Source organism: Streptomyces sp. JLBG701 (genome assembly GCF_058544905.1).
The window spans coordinates 2,439,550-2,455,516 of the sequence record NZ_CM178588.1 but is presented as its reverse complement, the minus strand read 5'-3'; the positions used below and the strand labels follow the sequence as shown (position 1 = coordinate 2,455,516).

Below are 15,967 nucleotides of genomic sequence, written 5' to 3'. Positions count from 1 at the left end.
GATGCAGAACCTGACGCCCAACGAACGGCGGCACGCGGAATCGCTCGACGAGATCCGCAACAGCTCGTCGCTGGAGGCGCAGTGCGGGAGTTACGAGCAGCTGGAGGAGTCTCTTGAAGAGCTTCTCCCACTGCACGACTACAACCCTGAATGGAGGGACGTCCAATTCGATGAACACCTTCGGGACTGCTCTCTGCGGTTCGCGGACCTGGGGGCACAGTGGCAGACCACAGGGGCAGCTCCGGAAATCTACGGAGAGTTCAGGATTCTCCATTTCTATGATGTGCTGAGTCAGCCCGACGGGCCGGTGCCGAGTGCCGGGGCGACGAGCTTTCAGACGCGATTCCTTTCGGAATTGCGCTATTTTGACCAGACTCCTCGCTCCGGTGCGGGGATGCTGACATATATGCGAATGCAGCCGAACGTCACACCGCTGGAGATCTGGTACCACGACATCGCGAACATCGGGGTGGATCCGTATCCCACGAGGTTCGTCAAGCTTGACATCACCTACTGCCAATACCTGGATGCTCTGCTTCTCACCAAGGGAACCTATGGCTGGCAGTATCTCTACGCCGACGTCCAGCTGGGCGGTAGGGGATTTTATGAGACCGCCAACTATTTGACGGGAATGCTGGAACTGTTCCCCGAGATATTCCCGCGGTACGACTACTCGGACCTTCGGGCCCGTCTGGAGGCCCGCCTGTGACCCGCTACGCCGACATCCCCAAACCCATCCGCTCCGGAATAGTCACCGTCGCCCCCGACACCGGCACACCGCAGCGCATCATCGTCCTGCAGTTCAACCCGGACACCCTGGAGCGAAGCGTGTCCCCCCAGTCCGCAGGCGACAGCGGCGACTCAGCCGGCGGCGGCGCGGGCAGCGGTGACCGCAACGAGGCTCTCCGGCTCAAGGGTCCCGCTCAGGAGACCTGGAAGTTCACCGCAGAGATCGATGCCACCGACCAGTTCGAGATCGCCGCGCCCGACGGGATCCACCCCCAACTCGCCGCCCTTGAAATGCTCGTGCAGCCCACAACCGCCCAACTGCGCGCCGCCAGCAGGCTCGCGCAGAACGGGACCATCGAGATCAGCCCGATCGAGATGCCGTTGACCCTGTTCACGTGGGGGAGCAAGCGGGTCATGCCCGTGCGGCTGACCGAACTGTCCGTGAACGAGTCCGCGTTCGACGTGAATCTCAATCCGATACGGGCCTCGCTGAGCATCGGGATGAAGATCCTGACCGTCAGCGACCTGCCGGCCGGGCATCGCGGTGCCGATCTCTACATGGCGCACCTCGCGCAGAAGGAACGGCTCGCGTCCGCCGCCCGGAGCGGGAGCCTCGGTTCGCTCGGGCTGGGCGGCGGAACCGGCGCCGGCGTGCTGAGCGGAAGGGGCTGAAGGAGAACACCATGGCCGACATCGAGCCGTACGAGAGTGCCCTGGACGCGATACCGGGCGCCCATCCCTATCCCCGCACCAGCCGGTATCACGACGCCGAGATCGGGGTGCACAGACAGCCGGACGGGACCGAAGTCCGGTACGCCAAGCGGCGGTTGCTGCCCCCGCTCGACGGACAGCAGACGCAGGAGACCCAGCCCCACACCGTCGGCGCCGGCGAGCGGCCCGACCTGCTCGCCCAGCGCTACTTCGGCGACCCCGGCCAGTGGTGGCAGATCGCCGACGCCAACCCCGTACTCGATCCGCGCGAGTTGACCGACGAGGCCGGCCGCACCATCGACGTGCCCCTTGCCGGCGGCTTCCCCCGGGGAGACCGGCGTGTTTGACCTGCCCGTGGGGCAGGGCCCCGTCCACATCACGCTCCTCATGGGGCCCAAGCTCGCGCAGCCGGTCCCCGCCGAGGTCACCGAAGCCCTGCTGTCCGCCCAGATCACCGCCACCGCGGGTGAACGCAGCGGTTTCCAGCTGGCCTTCGACCTCACCAAGACCGGGATCATCAGCCGCCGGCTGCTCCCCGAGGGGTTCTTCGACCCCAAGACCCGACTCATCGTCACCGTCAACGTCAAGGGCACCCCCGACGTGCTCTTCGACGGTTTGGTCGTACGACACGAGGTCGGCGCCAGCAACCAGCCCGGCCACTCCACGCTCACCCTCACCGGCGAGGACCTCACCCTCCTCCTCGACCTGGAGGAACGCACGGCCCGGTACCCGAACCTCCCGCCCTCCGAGCGCGTCCTCGCCATCCTCCGCCGCTACTCCGACTACGGCATCCGGCCCGACGTTTACTCCGAGAAGATCGCCCAGCCCCCGCATCAGGATCTCCGCGTGCACTACCAGACGGGGACCGACCTCCAGTACGTCACCGAACTGGCCCGCGCCAACGGCTACACCTTCTACCTCGAACCCGGGCCCAACCCCGGCCAGTCGTCCGCCCGTTGGGGGCCGGAGGTCCGGCTCGGCATCCGCCAGCACGCCCTCAACGTCAACATGGACGCCAACTCCACCGTCGACCAGCTGACGTTCGCCTACGACGGGACGGCACGCGAAGAACCGCAGGCCCGCTGGCAGGACCCGGGGACCCGGCAGTCCACCCTCCTCCCGCAGCCGTCCATCGACCCGCTGCGCCCGCCCCTCGGCAAGCGGCCCACGCCCGCCCTCAAGCGCCGGACGCTGTCCGGCACCGCCAAGCAGCAACGCGAGCAGGCCGAGGCCGAGTTGCTCGCCCGTGCCGCCGTCTCCGCCGATGTCGTCTCCGGCTCCGGCTCGCTGGACGTGAACCGGCACGGCTACATCCTCCAGCCGCGCCAGCTGGTCGGCGTACGCGGCTCGGGACGGGCGTACGACGGCGACTACTTCGTCAAGTCCGTGACGCACAACCTGCGTCCGGGCTCGTACCAGCAGAACTTCACCCTCTCCAGGGAGGGACTTGAGGCACAGAGCGACGTCGTCCGGCCGTGACGCGACAGGCGTAGGACCCGTAACAGACCAGACACCAGGAGCAGTTCAGCATGGCGGCACCCAGTAATCGCTACCTCGGCAAGTTCCGCGGCCGGGTCGTCGACAACAACGACCCGCTGCACATCGGGCGGATCACCGCCGAGGTCCCGGACGTCCTCGGCGACGAGCCGTCCACCTGGGCGCTGCCGTGTCTGCCGTTCACCGGACCCGAGGCGGGCCAGTTCGTGGTGCCGCCGCCGGGCACCGGCGTCTGGGTGGAGTTCGAACAGGGGGATCCCAGTTTCCCGGTGTGGACCGGGTGTTGGTACGGCGCCGCCGAGGAGCTGCCGCCCGACGCGCGCCGCGAACTCCAGGCGAACTCGCCGAACAAGCCGGTCGTCGTGCAGACGCCGCAGGCGCACAAGTTCGTCATGAACGACACGCCCGGTGCCGAGCAGGGGATTCTCCTCCAGGCCCAGGGCGGCGCGTTCATCCGCATCACCAAGGAAGCCGTGGTCATCGCGACCGGCGGGGGTGCCGAGGTCATCCTGCGCGGCCGTGAAGTGACCATCAACGAGGGCCAGTTGACCGTGCTCTCGAAGCGATAGCGACAGCGACAGAAGCAGTGACAGAGGACGGGGAACTAGAGAAGTGTCCGGGAGTCTGCTCGACGCGGGTGCCGTGATCGGCTGTCCGCACGGCGGCCGAGCCACCGCCGCCACCACATCGGCCGGGACCGTGCTCGTGGACGGTCAGGCCGTCGTCACGGCCACCCACAGTCACGTCGTCACCGGCTGCCCGCACACCGTCGACGGTGTGCCGAGCCCGTGCGTCCGGGTCCGCTGGACCGCCGACGGCACCGGCATCACGGTCGACGGCGCATCCGTGCTGCTCGACACCTCCGCGGCCCAGTGCCTCACGGCGGCCTTCGTCCCGCAGGGACCCCCCGTCGTCCAGGCCGCGCAGCGAAAGGTCACCGTCCGATGAGCCCACGCACCCGCATCCGTACCGCCCGCAGCGACATCGCGTTCCCCTTCCGGGCCGACCGCCGCGGCCGTACCGCGCACGCCCGCCACGGCGAGCACGTCCACGACCTGATCGAGCAACTGCTGTTCACCAGCCCCGGCGAGCGCGTGATGCGCCCCGACTTCGGCTGCGGGCTCCTCGACCTCGTCTTCGCCCCGAACAGCCCCGAGTTGACCAGCACGCTCGAACTCTCCGTCCACGCCTCGCTCCAGCGCTGGCTCGGCGACCTCATCGACGTGGCGGCCCTCGACGTGGTCAGCGAGGACCACGTGGTCCGCGTGTATCTGTCGTACGTCCTGCGCGCCGACGGGACCCGGCGCGACGACGTCTTCGAAGGGAGGGCCGCCGCATGACGAGCACGACACCCACGACGACCTCCCGGCGGGCGAAGGTGCGAGCCGCCCAGCTCAACGGCGTCGACGCCGTCGAGGTCGGCGACGACGGGCTGCTGCTCACCGTCACCTTCCTCGGCAAGGCCCCGCACGGCCTGTGCGCGGAGAACGTCCGCATCGACGGCGGCCGCCGCATCACCGGCATCACCGCCGTCGACGTCAGCGTGGAGCGCGAGGAGGATCCCGAGCTCGACGACCGGCTCTACGTCACCCTCGACCGGGCCGGCGACACCTCCCGCTACCGCCTCTCCCTCGTCGAGACGGACCCGTACGGCCGACCGGGCACCGAGCCTTACCGCGGTTTCGACCAGCGCTACCACAGCGCCTCCTTCGCCTTCCGGCCCGACTGCCCAACTCCCTTCGACTGCAAGGACGATGACGAGCGGGCGCCGGACTTCCCGGACGCTCCCGTCGTCGACTACACGGCCCGCGACTACGACACCATCCGCAAGCTCCTCCTCGACCGGCTCGCGCTCACCACACCCGACTGGGTCGAGCGCAACCCCGCCGACCTCGGCGTCACCCTCGTCGAACTGCTCGCCTACACCGGCGACCAGATCAGCTACCAGCAGGACGCGGTGGCCACCGAGGCCTACCTCGACACCGCACGCCGCCGCGTCTCCGTACGCCGGCACGTCCGGCTCATCGACTACGCGATGCACGACGGCTGCACGGCGAGGGCGTACGTCACCGTGGAGACCGCCGGCGATCACACGCTCGCCCCGGGCACCTACCGCTTCGCCTCCGTCGACGTCCGCACCTTCGACCCGCACGATCGCCCCGAACCCGGCACCGTCATCGGTGAGGCGGACCTCGGCGACCTCGACGAGCGCGGCTCGGTGGAGGTCTTCGAACCGGTCGTCACCGCCGACCCGTTGGAGCTGCGGGTCGCCCACAACGCGATCCGCCTGTGGACCTGGGGCGGCGAGGTGTGCACCCTGCCCAAGGGCGCCACCTCCGCGACGCTGCGGGACGAGTGGCGCGACCCGGAGACCTGCCGCGAGCGCCAACTCGACCTCAGGCCCGGCGACTTGCTCGTCCTGGAGGAGACGAAGGGCCCGCGCACCGGCACCCCCGGCGACGCCGACCCCGCCCACCGCCAGGCCGTACGCCTGACCTCCGTCACCCCGGGCGTCGACCGCATCGAGGACCAGCCCGTCCTGGAGATCACCTGGGCCGCCGAGGACGCCCTGCGCTTCCCGCTCTGCCTCACCACACGCGGCGGCCGCGACTGCCTGACCGTCGAGGACGTGACCCTCGCCCGCGGCAACGTCGTCCTCGTCGACCACGGCCGCTCCCTGACCGGACTCCCGGAGACGGTCACCGTGCCGCCGGTGCCCGCGGTCGTCGCCCCCTGCGACCCTCCCGCCTTCGGCTGCCACGACCGCGCCGAGGGCAACGCACCCGCCTGCCTCATCAACTCCCTTACGGACAAGGCGGAAAACGGCGAGGCGCTCGCGCCCGACGACATCCGCGAACTGTTCGAGGTGGTCGGCGAGGCCGCGACCGTACGCGCCGGACTCGGCCTGCAGCGGGCCGGACAGCGGCATGTGGGGGCACCCCCGGCCGGAGGCTGGGGGAGCGTCGTCCCCGGCACGGCGTACGCCCAGGCAGCCGCACTGCGGACCCTGCTCGCCCAGTCCGTCTACCCGGGGATCCAGCCCCGCTTCCGCCCGGTCCTGGGCCGGGCGCCGGTCGTGCAGGCGGTGTCGTTCCCCGACCCGCAGACCGTCGCGGCCGGCCAGGCCGAGCGGATCGCCGCCATCCCCGGCCGGGTGCGGCAGCGGCTCGTCGACCTGTGGCGCAGCGCCCGCGACCGCGACGGACTCGGCGACGACGAGATCGCCGAACTCACCGTCGTCTACGGCCTGAAGACCCTGGAACGCCTCGAACTCGCCCGGCACCCCGTCCGCGCTCTGCGCGAACTCCTGCACCGCAACGACCAGTTGCTGGACACCAAGCTTCGCCGCGTGGAGATCCTCACGGCACGGGCGCGCGCGGGCACGGTCCTCGACGGGCACATCGCCTGGGAGATCGCGCACAGTTGGGGCCCGTCGTACGCGGCCGGACTCCACCCCGACGAGCCGGAACTCCGCGGCTCGGCGACCGTCGCCCTCGCCCAGGACCCGCGCCGCGCCCTGCCCGCCGTACGACTCCACGAGGGTGACGACACGGTGTGGGAGCCGCGCCGCGACCTGCTCGACAGCGCCTCCCGCGATCGGCACTTCGTCGGCGAACTGGAGGACGACGGCCGTATCGCCCTGCGCTTCGGCGACGGTCGGCACGGGGCCCGGCCGACCCCGGGCGCCCGCCTCGCCCTCCACTACCGGCTCGGCGGCGGCACCGCGGGCAACGTCGGCGCCGAGGCCATCAACCACCTTGTCGTCCAGGCCGATTGCGAACCGCCGCCCGCGGCGGCCGTCCGCAACCCGCTCCCCGCCACCGGCGGCGTGGAGGCCGAACCCATCGAGCAGGTACGCCAGTTGGCCCCGCTCGACCTGCGCCGCACCCGGCTGCGTGCCGTCACCGCCGAGGACTACGCGGCCCTCGCCTTCGCCCTGCCAGGCGTGCAGCGGGCCGCCGCCGAGATCCGCTGGACCGGCAGCATCCAGGAGGCCCACGTCGCCATCGACGCGTACGGCACCGGCGCCCCGTCGGACACCCTGCTCGCGTCCGTCGCCCAGGCCTTGGAGACGTACCGGCGCATCGGCCACGACCTCGTGGTCGGCGCCGCCCGCCCGGTGCCGCTCGACATCGCACTGACCGTGTGCGCCAAGCCGGGTCACCAGCACGGGCAGATCCTCGCCGAGCTGTACCGCGTACTCGGCACCGGCCGTCTGCCCGACGGACGGCTCGGCTTCTTCCACCCGGACGCGCTGAGCTTCGGCGAACCCGTCCGGCTCAGCCGTCTGGTCGCGGTCGCGGCGGCGGTCCCGGGCGTCGAGAGCGTCCAAGTCACGTGCCTGCGACGGCTGTTCGAGCAGGACCGAGGAGAGAGGGAGGACGGCGTGCTGCGGCTCGGCCCGCTGGAGATCGCCACCTGCGACAACGACCCGGACCGGCCGGAGAACGGCCTGCTGGCGATATCCCTGACGTCTCTGGGAGGCACCCGATGACGGAGACCTTCCCGCCCACCGGAACCTTCCCGGTCACGGACGACTGTGCTTGCGGAGGCGCCTGCCAGGGCGGCCACGACGAGCGCCTCGCGCCCGCCCCGCTGCACAACCCGCCCGGCCGCACCGCCCTCGACTACCGCGTCGGCGAGTACGGCTCCTTCCTGGCCGCCCTGCTCGACCGGCTCGCCTCGCCCGCGTACCCGGCCCTCAACGGGCTGACTGTTCGCACGCCGGACGACCCGGCGATCGGCCTGCTCGACGCCACCGCCGTCCTGGGCGACCTGCTCACCTTCCACTCCGAGCGGATCGCCGACGAGGCGTACGTCCGTACAGCCAACGAGCACCGCTCCCTGGTGCTGCTCGGCCGGCTCGTCGGCCACCGGCCGCGTCCCGGTGTGGCCGCCGACACCCATCTCGCCTACACCCTCGAACGCGACCCGCGCGCCGAGACCCTGCCCGTGCTCATCCCGCGCGGGGCGCGCAGCAACAGCGTGCCGGCCTCCGCCGACGAGCAGTCCCAGACGTTCGAGACCGGCCGTGATCTGACGGCACGCTGGGACTGGAACGAGTTGAAGGTACGGCGCCGTCGGCCGACCCTGGTCACCCCGGAGGACTTGGATCGCCGCTCCGAGATCTTTGTGGAGGGCACCGCGAACTCTCTTCAGACCGGCGACCAGTTGCTCTTCGTGTTCGGTGAACAGGCCGGTGGGGAGCGGAAGTTGCTGCCCGTCTCGCGGACCCGGATCGACCGGGACGACGAGATCACGGCGATCTCCCTGCCCCAGTCCGGCGCGGCGACGCTGAAGGAACTCGTCGACGAGGTGCGGCGCTGGACTGCCGAGCCGGCGGTTCCGGGGGAACCGGGCGACGAGCCGCCGACGCCCGAGGTACCCAATCCGCGGCCGGTCAGTCGGCTGATCGAGGACTTCGACGACCATGTACTGGCCCCGCTGCGGACCGACCTGGACGCCGTGAAGACCCCGGAGCAGTTGGCGGCCCGGCTTGCCGAACCCGTTGCCCGGCTTGGCGAGGCGCAGGTGTTGGCCGAGCCCTATGAGGATGTGGCGGCTTGGTTCGAGCAGCTTGAGGCGGTGCTTGCGGAACTTGCCGAGCGGGCGCTGGAGTTGGCGCCGGCGCAGAGTGATGAGAGTGCCGCGACGGGTGATCGGTCGTCCGCGGCTGCGTCGGGGCTGGTCGCGCCCCGCGGCGGAGCCGCAAGTCGACACAGCCCCGCGCCCCTGGGGGGTGATTCGCGTGCCGCCGCTCTCCAGGCCCTGGCCGCTGTCCTTCCCGCCCTCCGGGTCTCGACGCCCGCCCCCGGCGCGGGCGGACGCATCCAACGCCCCGGCACCGACACCGCCCGTCTCCTCTCCGCCCTCAACCCCACCCTCGGCAGCCTCTACCCGGCCTGGCGCACCGCCGCCGTCCCGGGCACCCCAACGCTCCTCCGCGAACTGCTCGCCATGCGGGTCACCACGGCCCCGTTTGGCGCCACGGCCCCCCTCAAACCGGTCCAGGACGACCGCGGCCGGGTCATCCGCACCGCCGACTGGCCGCTCACCGGCGCCGCGCTCACCAGCATGCGCGTCGTCTACGACACGGCGGGCAAGGTGCCGGTCAGGGCCGAGTTCCAGTACGTCGAGGGCAGCAGCTCCGACCAGCGGGCCGAGAACCTGCCCGTCCCGCAGTTCGTCACCTTCCCGTTGGGCACGGGCCAGGTCGACCTGTCCGTACGTTCCGGGCAGGACCGCGACCTCAGCTGGCTCACCCGCCGTCCCGCCGACTCCCAGGACCCCGGCGTCACCGCCCGCCTGCACTCGGGGCTGCCCGAGCGCACGCTGTTCGTGTCCAGGCCCGACGACGACGGCCTCGTCCACGTCGGCATCCACAACGGCACGACCCACGAGATCGCCCTGCGTCCTGGCGTCCCCGAGCAGTTCACCCACGGCGAGTACGAGGTGAGCCTGCGCTACACGCTGGGCACCGCCGAACCCAACGTCGAGGTGGTCATCGCCAGCAAGCCCCAGCCCGTCAACCGCACCGTGCTCCAACTCGACAGCGTGCACACCGGCATCGCGGTCGGCAGCTGGGTCGCCGTCCAGCGCCCCGCGAAGGGGGCCCAGGGCGGCGTGCCCGGCGACGCCAAGCTCGCCTTCGTCACCACACAGGTCGTTGCCGCGCGTACGGCCGCGTACACCAACTACGGCATCACCGGCCGCGGCACCGAACTCACCCTCGCCGACCCATGGTTGGACGAGTTCGACGTGCTGCTCTCGCACATCCGTGACACCACCGTGTACGCGGCGGGGGAGCCGCTGAACCTGGCGGACGAACCGCTCGGCGAGGACGTCCACGGCAACGAGATCGAACTCGCCTCGCTGTACGACGGGTTGCGGCCGGGCCGCACACTGATCGTCAGTGGCGAGCGCAGCGACATCCCGGGCGTGGCCGGCGTCACCGCCACCGAGGTCGTGACGATCGCCGCCGCCGACCCGGCCGTCGACCCCCAACTGCCCGGCGACCACGTCCACACCAGGCTGACCCTGACCGCCGACCTCGCCCACCGTTACCGCCGCGAGACGGTCCGCGTCCTGGGCAACGTCGTCGAGGCCACCCACGGCGAGAGCCGCGAGGAGGCCATCGGCGGCGGGGACTCGGACCGCGTGAACCAGACGTTCGCGCTCTGGCAATCCCCGCTCACCTGGCTCGCCGACGACAACCCCCTCGGCGCGAAACCGGTGTTGGAGATCCGCGTCGACGGTGTGCTCTGGCACGAGGTCGACAGCCTCGCCGGACGTGGCCCACGCGACCGTATCTACATCACCGGCACCACCGCCGACGGCCGCACCACGGTCACCTTCGGCGACGGCGTCCACGGCGCCCGCCTGCCCAGCGGCCACGAGAACATCCGCGCCCGCTACCGCTTCGGCACCGGCAAGGCGGCCAACGTCCCCGCCGACCGCATCACCCAGCTCCTCACCCGCCCGCTCGGCGTCACGGCGATCACCAACCCCCGCCCCGCGACGGGCGGTTCGGACGCGGACGGGCCTGGTCTGACCCGCCGCACGATCCCCCTGGCCGTCTCCGCCTTGGACCGGCTGGTCTCCACGTCCGACTACGAGGACTTCGCCCGCTCCCGCGCCGGCATCGGCCGCGCCGCCGCACGCGAACTCTTCGACGGCAGGCGGCGCGTGCTGCACGTGACGGTCGCGGGCACCGACGACGTTCCGATCGCCGACGACTCGGACACCCTGCGTGCGCTGCGCGGCGCCCTGACCGAGTACGGCGATACGGGCCTCCCGGTCCGCGTGGATGTCCGCGAACTGGTCCTGCTCCTCATCGCCGCCAAGGTGAAGGTGGCCCCCGACCATGCCTGGGAGATCGTGCAACCTCGGCTGCGCCAGGCCCTGTTGCGCCGACTCGGCTACGAGGGACGGGAGTTGGGCCGACCGGCCCGTCTCTCCGACATCCTGGCCACGGCCCACACCGTGCCCGGCGTCGACTACATGGACGTCGACGTCTTCACCGGCGTCCCCGCCTCCGCCACCCCGGACCAGCTCACCGAGCTGCTCACCCGACCCGGCACACCGAAGGCGACGGTCCCGGCGCACCAGGCGACGTACGACGAGAAGATCCACACGGTCACCTCGGCCGACGGCGAGACGCTGTCGTCGGTCTGCGCCCGCCACGGCGTCCCGCTCGCCGAACTCCTGCGCCTCAACCCCGACATCACCGACACCCGGCGCCTCGCCAAGGGCCGGTCGGTGTTCGTCTTCCGCGGCATCCGCCCCGCCCAGCTCGCGCTGCTGTCGCCGCGCGCCGCGGACACCCTGATTCTGACGGAGGTCAAGTGATGTCCCTGGATGCCCAGTTCGAGACGGCGGCCCCGGCGACCTCCCACGAGCCGGACGGGCTCGCCGCACTGCTGCCCCGCTGGCACCTGCTGCGAGACGCCGAGGAGGGCGAACCCCTGCGCGCCCTGCTCGCCGTCATCGCCGAGCAACTGGACCGGGTCCGCGACGGCGTGGAGCAGGGCTACGAGGACCTGTTCGTGGAGACGGCGGCCCCCTGGGTGCTGCCGTACCTCGGCGACCTCGTCGGCTATCGCACCCTGCCGGGCTACGAACGTGTCCTCACCACCGGCCTGCACGAGGGCGGCCGTTCGGCGCTGGCCGAGGCGATCGCCCCGCGCCGTGACGTGGCCGCCACCGTCGCCAACCGCCGCCGCAAGGGCACCCTCCACCTCCTGGAGGAACTCTCCGAGCAGATCACCGGCCGGCCCGCACGCGCCGTCGAACTCTCCCGTCACGTGGCCCATCACCAGCCGGTGAAGCTGGGCGTCGAGGGCAGGGCGGTGCGGGGGCGACTCGTCGACCTCCGCGACGGTTCCGAACTCGCTCTCGCCGGGGGTGCCTTCGACGCGACGGCCCGTACGGTCGACGTCCGCCGGGCCGACTCCCGACACCGGCAAGGGGGTTGGACCCCGGCCGGAGTCGGCCTCTTCGTCTGGCGGCTCAAGGCGTACTCGCTCACCCGGTCCCCGGCGTACTGCATCGACCGCGCCCGCAACCTCTACACCTTCTCGATCCTCGGCAACGACAGCCCCCTGGTCACCAAACCGGTCCCGGAGCCGTCGCCCACCCACCTCGCCGCGGTCGACAATGTGCCGGCCTTCATCACCCGCCGCCTGCTACACGACCGCCTCGCCGACTACTACGGCCCCGGCAAGAGCTTCGTCATCCGGCGCGACGGCGAGGACAAGCCCGTACCGCCCTCCGACATCGTGGTCACCGACCTGACCGACTGGCGCTACCGGCCGGGGCGCGGCCAAGTCGCGGTGGACCCGGAGCTGGGCCGGATCGCGTTCGGCGCCCGGTCCGCACCCCGGCAGGGCGTCTGGGTGGACCACCACTACGCGTTCGGCGCCGACATGGGCGGCGGCGAGTACGACCGCGAGGACCGCGTGCCCCGCCCCGACGCCGCCTTCTACCGGGTCGGGCCCGGACAGCCGTACCGCCAGATCATGGACGCCTACCGGGCCTGGCAGAACGATCGCCGGGCCGACCGCACCGGCCCCGAGGGCGTCATCGAGATCACTCACAGCGGCGCCTACCAGGAGCAGTTGGACTTCGACCTCGACCCGGGCGACCGCCTCGAACTGCGGGCGGCCGAGGGCACCCGGCCGGTGATCCGCCTGCTCGACTGGTACAGCAACCGCCCCGACGCCCTCAACATCCGTGCGGTGACCGACGATTGCGCCCCGCACGAGCGTCCGCGCATCGTCCTCGACGGACTCCTGGTCGCAGGCCGCGGCATCAACGTCACCGGCCCGATGGGCGCGGTCGTCCTACGCCACTCCACCCTCGTCCCCGGATGGTCCCTGGAGCCCGAGTGCGAGCCGCACTCGCCCGAAGAACCCAGCATCGTCCTCGAACGCACCACAGCGTGCCTCCAGATCGAGCACAGCATCCTCGGCACCATCGAGGTCATCGGCGACGAGGTCACGGAGGAACCGCTCGACATCCACCTCGGCGACAGCGTCCTCGACGCGACCGGCGACGACCGCGAGGCCCTGTCCGCCCCCGACTGCCGCCACGCCCACGCCGTGCTGCACATCCACCGCAGCACGGTAATCGGCGAGATCCACACCCACGCGGTGAAGATCGCCGAGAACTCCGTCTTCACCGGCAGGCTCCACGTGGCCCGGCGCGGCATCGGCTGCATGCGCTTCTCGTACGTCCCCACCGGGTCCCGTACGCCACGCCGGCACCGCTGCCAGCCCGACCTGGCCGGACCCGAACAGGCGGGCAGGGTACGGCCGTTGTTCACCTCCGAGCGCTACGGGACGCCCTGGTACGGGCAATTGGCCGACCGGTGCGCCGAGGAGATCCGGCGCGGCGCGGACGACGGCGCCGAACTGGGCGCCTTCCACGACCTGTACCGGCCGCAGCGCGAGGACGGCCTACGGGCCAGGCTCGCCGAGTACACGCCCGCCGGCACGGACGCCGGGATCTTCTTCGTCACCTGAGCTTCGCCAGCCGACCTTCTGAACCCGCACCTTCCCGAACCAGGGGGACCCCTTCCATGCACGCTGATCTCTCCCGCCTCACCTTCCGCCCGGAGCGCCACTACTCCGCGGTGATCGCCCAGCAGGGCCGCGTCCAGCTCGACGCCGACGCCAACGAGCAGGCCGCGATCCAGCTCCACCAGGCCCGTACCCTCGCCGCCGACCTGATCGGCCGGCACGGGGGGCCGCGCGACGCCGCCGGCTTCCGTATCGAGTACGTGGGCGGCAAGCACGACATCGACACCCTCTACGTCCACGGCGGCCGCTACTACGTCGACGGCATCCTGCTCGACGCGAACCGCCCGGCCCCCGGCACCCCCGTACCGGACGAGAGGGACGACGAGAACGCGGCCGACCAGGAGCCGGCCGCGCAGCCGCCCGCGTACTGGACCTACTGGGATCAGCCCGACGCCTTCCGCGACCCGGAGAAGCCGGGCGACCGCCTGCCCTCGCCCGCGCAATCCCCCTTCCTCGTCTACCTCAAGGTGTGGGAGCGCTCGGTCACCGCGGCCGAGGACCCGGCCCTGCGCGAGGTCGCGCTCGGCGCGGCCCTCCCCGACACCGCCGCCCGCGTCAAGGTCGTATGGCAGGTGCTGCCGCTCTCGCTCACCGAGCTGGACATCGAGGACGCCGAGCCGTCCAAGGAGGTCGTCCGCGCCGCCTTCACCCGCTGGGCGCAGAAGCAGTCCACCCCCACGGCCAGGCTCGCCGCCCGCAGCGAACGCCCCGACCACGCCGACGAGGACCCCTGCCTGGTCAAGCCGGACGCCCGTTACCGAGGCCCGGAGAACCAGCTCTACCGGGTCGAGGTCCACGCGGGCGGCGAGGCCAAGGACGCCACCTTCAAGTGGTCCCGCGAGAACGGCTCCGTCGTCTTCCCGGTGGACGAACTCGACGGTACGTGGGTCCAGTTGGCGTCCCTCGGCTACGACGACAAGCTGGACCTGGACGTAGGCGACCACGTGGAGTTCACGGACACGGCGTACGCCTCCCGCCTCGACCCCCTCCCACTCCTGCGGGTCGAGGAACTGGACCTGCCCGGCCGTCGCGTACGCCTCTCCGCCGAGCCGGAGCCGGGCGTGGGCCGCCTGCCCCACCTCCACCCGTTCCTGCGCCGCTGGGACCACCACGCGGGCCCCAAGCGCAAGGGCCGTACGACAGCGCTCAAGGGCGGAGCCGTCCCCGTCACGGAGGGGGAGTGGCTGCCCCTGGAGGACGGCGTGGAGGTCTACTTCACCAAGGGCGCCACCTACACGACCGGCGACCACTGGATCATCCCCGCCCGCACGGCAACAGGCAGCGTGGAATGGCCCACGGACCAGGCCCGCCGCCCACTCCTCCAGCCGCCCTTCGGCATCGTCCGCTCCTACGCCCCGCTGGCCCTGGTCAAGGGCGAGGGCACCACCGTGGACCTGCGGCTCGCCTTCGGCCCGCTGGCCAGCAGCATCCCGGCCGCGGACGAGGCGACGCTCGCCGCCGAGGCCCAGGCCCGCCGGGAGGAGCAGGCGGCGGAGACCGACCCCTCCGCCGGGAGGTCGCAGACCACGGCGGAAGCGGAGGCAACGGCGGAAGGAGAGAAGTAATGGCCAAGCCCCTCAGCGCATCGAAGCTGGTGGAGATACTCCGAGCGGAGGGCCTGACGGTCCACGAGGTCCGCAACTGGCGCAGCCACAACCGCAACACGAAGGGTCCCTGGGGCCCGGTCAACGGCGTCATGATCCACCACACCGTCACCTCCGGCACCAACGCCTCCGTCGACATCTGCTACGACGGCTACTCCAGTCTGCCCGGCCCCCTCTGCCACGGCGTCATAGACAAGAAGGGCCACATCCACCTCGTAGGCAACGGCCGCGCCAACCATGCGGGTCTGGGCGACAACGACGTCCTGCGAGCCGTGATCAACGAGTCGAAACTCCCGCACGACAACGAGGCCGACACCGACGGCAACCGCCACTTCTACGGCTTCGAATGCATCAACCTGGGCGACGGCAAAGACCCATGGCCGGAAGTCCAAAAGGAGGCCATAGAAAAGGTGGCCGCAGCGATCTGCCGCCACCACGGCTGGACCCAGCGCTCGGTGATCGGCCACAAGGAATGGCAGCCGGGAAAGGTGGACCCACGAGGCTTCACCATGGACGGCATGCGCAAACGCATAGCCGAACGCCTCGCCGGCAAGGGCGGCACCAAGGAGCCGACCCCCACCCCACCCAAGCCGACGTACGAGCCCTTCCCCGGAGCCCGCTTCTTCCACACAGGCCAGAAGTCCCCGCTGATCACGGCAATGGGCCGCCGCCTGGTGGCAGAGGGCTGCGACCGCTACGAAACCGGCCCAAGCCCGGAATGGACAGAAGCAGACCGCAAGTCCTACCAGGCCTGGCAACACAAACAGGGCTTCAAGGGAAAGGACGCGGACGGCATCCCAGGAAAGGTGACCTGGGACAAACTAAAAGTCCCGACCAGCTGACCCA

General features: G+C 71.1%; 12 protein-coding genes. All 12 read left to right on the top strand.

Features of this window, described 5'->3' with window-relative positions; all coding sequences use genetic code 11:
• Window position 1 precedes the first annotated feature (1 nt).
• The 12 genes from AC5DRG_RS11240 to AC5DRG_RS11185 are packed head-to-tail and all read left to right on the top strand — an operon-like array spanning window position 2 to window position 15,963.
• A complete protein-coding gene (locus AC5DRG_RS11240; protein WP_491809867.1) occupies window positions 2–709 on the top strand; it encodes a hypothetical protein in 708 nt (235 codons plus the stop codon).
• On the top strand, window positions 706–1,401 hold the full coding sequence (locus AC5DRG_RS11235) for a hypothetical protein (RefSeq protein WP_491809866.1): 696 nt from the start codon (window positions 706–708) through the stop codon (window positions 1,399–1,401). Before AC5DRG_RS11240 ends, AC5DRG_RS11235 begins: the two co-directional genes overlap by 4 nt.
• A gap of 11 nt (window positions 1,402–1,412) precedes the next feature.
• A complete protein-coding gene (locus AC5DRG_RS11230) occupies window positions 1,413–1,787 on the top strand; it encodes a LysM peptidoglycan-binding domain-containing protein (RefSeq protein ID WP_491809865.1) in 375 nt (124 codons plus the stop codon).
• Window positions 1,780–2,919 (top strand): hypothetical protein, encoded by a 1,140-nt coding sequence (locus AC5DRG_RS11225; protein WP_491809864.1) that lies wholly within the window; start codon window positions 1,780–1,782, stop codon window positions 2,917–2,919. Before AC5DRG_RS11230 ends, AC5DRG_RS11225 begins: the two co-directional genes overlap by 8 nt.
• A gap of 50 nt (window positions 2,920–2,969) precedes the next feature.
• The gene (locus AC5DRG_RS11220; RefSeq protein ID WP_491809863.1) at window positions 2,970–3,506 is read left to right on the top strand and encodes a phage baseplate assembly protein V; all 537 of its coding nucleotides are present in this window, start codon (window positions 2,970–2,972) and stop codon (window positions 3,504–3,506) included.
• A 43-nt stretch (window positions 3,507–3,549) separates the two neighbouring features.
• Window positions 3,550–3,885 (top strand): hypothetical protein, encoded by a 336-nt coding sequence (locus tag AC5DRG_RS11215; RefSeq protein WP_491809862.1) that lies wholly within the window; start codon window positions 3,550–3,552, stop codon window positions 3,883–3,885.
• Window positions 3,882–4,277 carry a GPW/gp25 family protein gene (locus AC5DRG_RS11210; RefSeq protein ID WP_491809861.1) on the top strand — a complete coding sequence of 132 codons (396 nt, stop codon included), beginning with the start codon at window positions 3,882–3,884 and terminating at the stop codon, window positions 4,275–4,277. The genes AC5DRG_RS11215 and AC5DRG_RS11210 overlap by 4 nt, the downstream gene beginning before the upstream one ends.
• Window positions 4,274–7,432 carry a putative baseplate assembly protein gene (locus AC5DRG_RS11205; protein ID WP_491809860.1) on the top strand — a complete coding sequence of 1,053 codons (3,159 nt, stop codon included), beginning with the start codon at window positions 4,274–4,276 and terminating at the stop codon, window positions 7,430–7,432. Before AC5DRG_RS11210 ends, AC5DRG_RS11205 begins: the two co-directional genes overlap by 4 nt.
• Complete coding sequence (locus AC5DRG_RS11200; protein WP_491809859.1) at window positions 7,429–11,286, top strand: putative baseplate assembly protein; 3,858 nt, start codon at window positions 7,429–7,431, stop codon at window positions 11,284–11,286. The genes AC5DRG_RS11205 and AC5DRG_RS11200 overlap by 4 nt, the downstream gene beginning before the upstream one ends.
• Window positions 11,286–13,460: a hypothetical protein gene (locus AC5DRG_RS11195; RefSeq protein ID WP_491809858.1), complete on the top strand. Its 2,175-nt coding sequence runs from the start codon at window positions 11,286–11,288 to the stop codon at window positions 13,458–13,460. Before AC5DRG_RS11200 ends, AC5DRG_RS11195 begins: the two co-directional genes overlap by 1 nt.
• 56 nt (window positions 13,461–13,516) lie before the next feature.
• On the top strand, window positions 13,517–15,082 hold the full coding sequence (locus tag AC5DRG_RS11190) for a DUF6519 domain-containing protein (protein ID WP_491809857.1): 1,566 nt from the start codon (window positions 13,517–13,519) through the stop codon (window positions 15,080–15,082).
• Complete coding sequence (locus AC5DRG_RS11185) at window positions 15,082–15,963, top strand: peptidoglycan-binding protein (RefSeq protein ID WP_491809856.1); 882 nt, start codon at window positions 15,082–15,084, stop codon at window positions 15,961–15,963. Before AC5DRG_RS11190 ends, AC5DRG_RS11185 begins: the two co-directional genes overlap by 1 nt.
• The last annotated feature ends 4 nt before the right edge of the window (window positions 15,964–15,967 follow it).

Excerpts from the sequence above, each read along its gene's own strand:
- AC5DRG_RS11240 (WP_491809867.1), top strand. The coding sequence starts at position 2 with ATGCAGAACCTGACGCCCAACGAACGGCGGCACGCGGAATCGCTCGAC.
- AC5DRG_RS11230 (WP_491809865.1), top strand. The coding sequence starts at position 1,413 with ATGGCCGACATCGAGCCGTACGAGAGTGCCCTGGACGCGATACCGGGC.
- AC5DRG_RS11220 (WP_491809863.1), top strand. The coding sequence starts at position 2,970 with ATGGCGGCACCCAGTAATCGCTACCTCGGCAAGTTCCGCGGCCGGGTC.
- AC5DRG_RS11210 (WP_491809861.1), top strand. The coding sequence starts at position 3,882 with ATGAGCCCACGCACCCGCATCCGTACCGCCCGCAGCGACATCGCGTTC.
- AC5DRG_RS11205 (WP_491809860.1), top strand. The coding sequence starts at position 4,274 with ATGACGAGCACGACACCCACGACGACCTCCCGGCGGGCGAAGGTGCGA.
- AC5DRG_RS11200 (WP_491809859.1), top strand. The coding sequence starts at position 7,429 with ATGACGGAGACCTTCCCGCCCACCGGAACCTTCCCGGTCACGGACGAC.
- AC5DRG_RS11195 (WP_491809858.1), top strand. The coding sequence starts at position 11,286 with ATGTCCCTGGATGCCCAGTTCGAGACGGCGGCCCCGGCGACCTCCCAC.
- AC5DRG_RS11190 (WP_491809857.1), top strand. The coding sequence starts at position 13,517 with ATGCACGCTGATCTCTCCCGCCTCACCTTCCGCCCGGAGCGCCACTAC.
- AC5DRG_RS11185 (WP_491809856.1), top strand. The coding sequence starts at position 15,082 with ATGGCCAAGCCCCTCAGCGCATCGAAGCTGGTGGAGATACTCCGAGCG.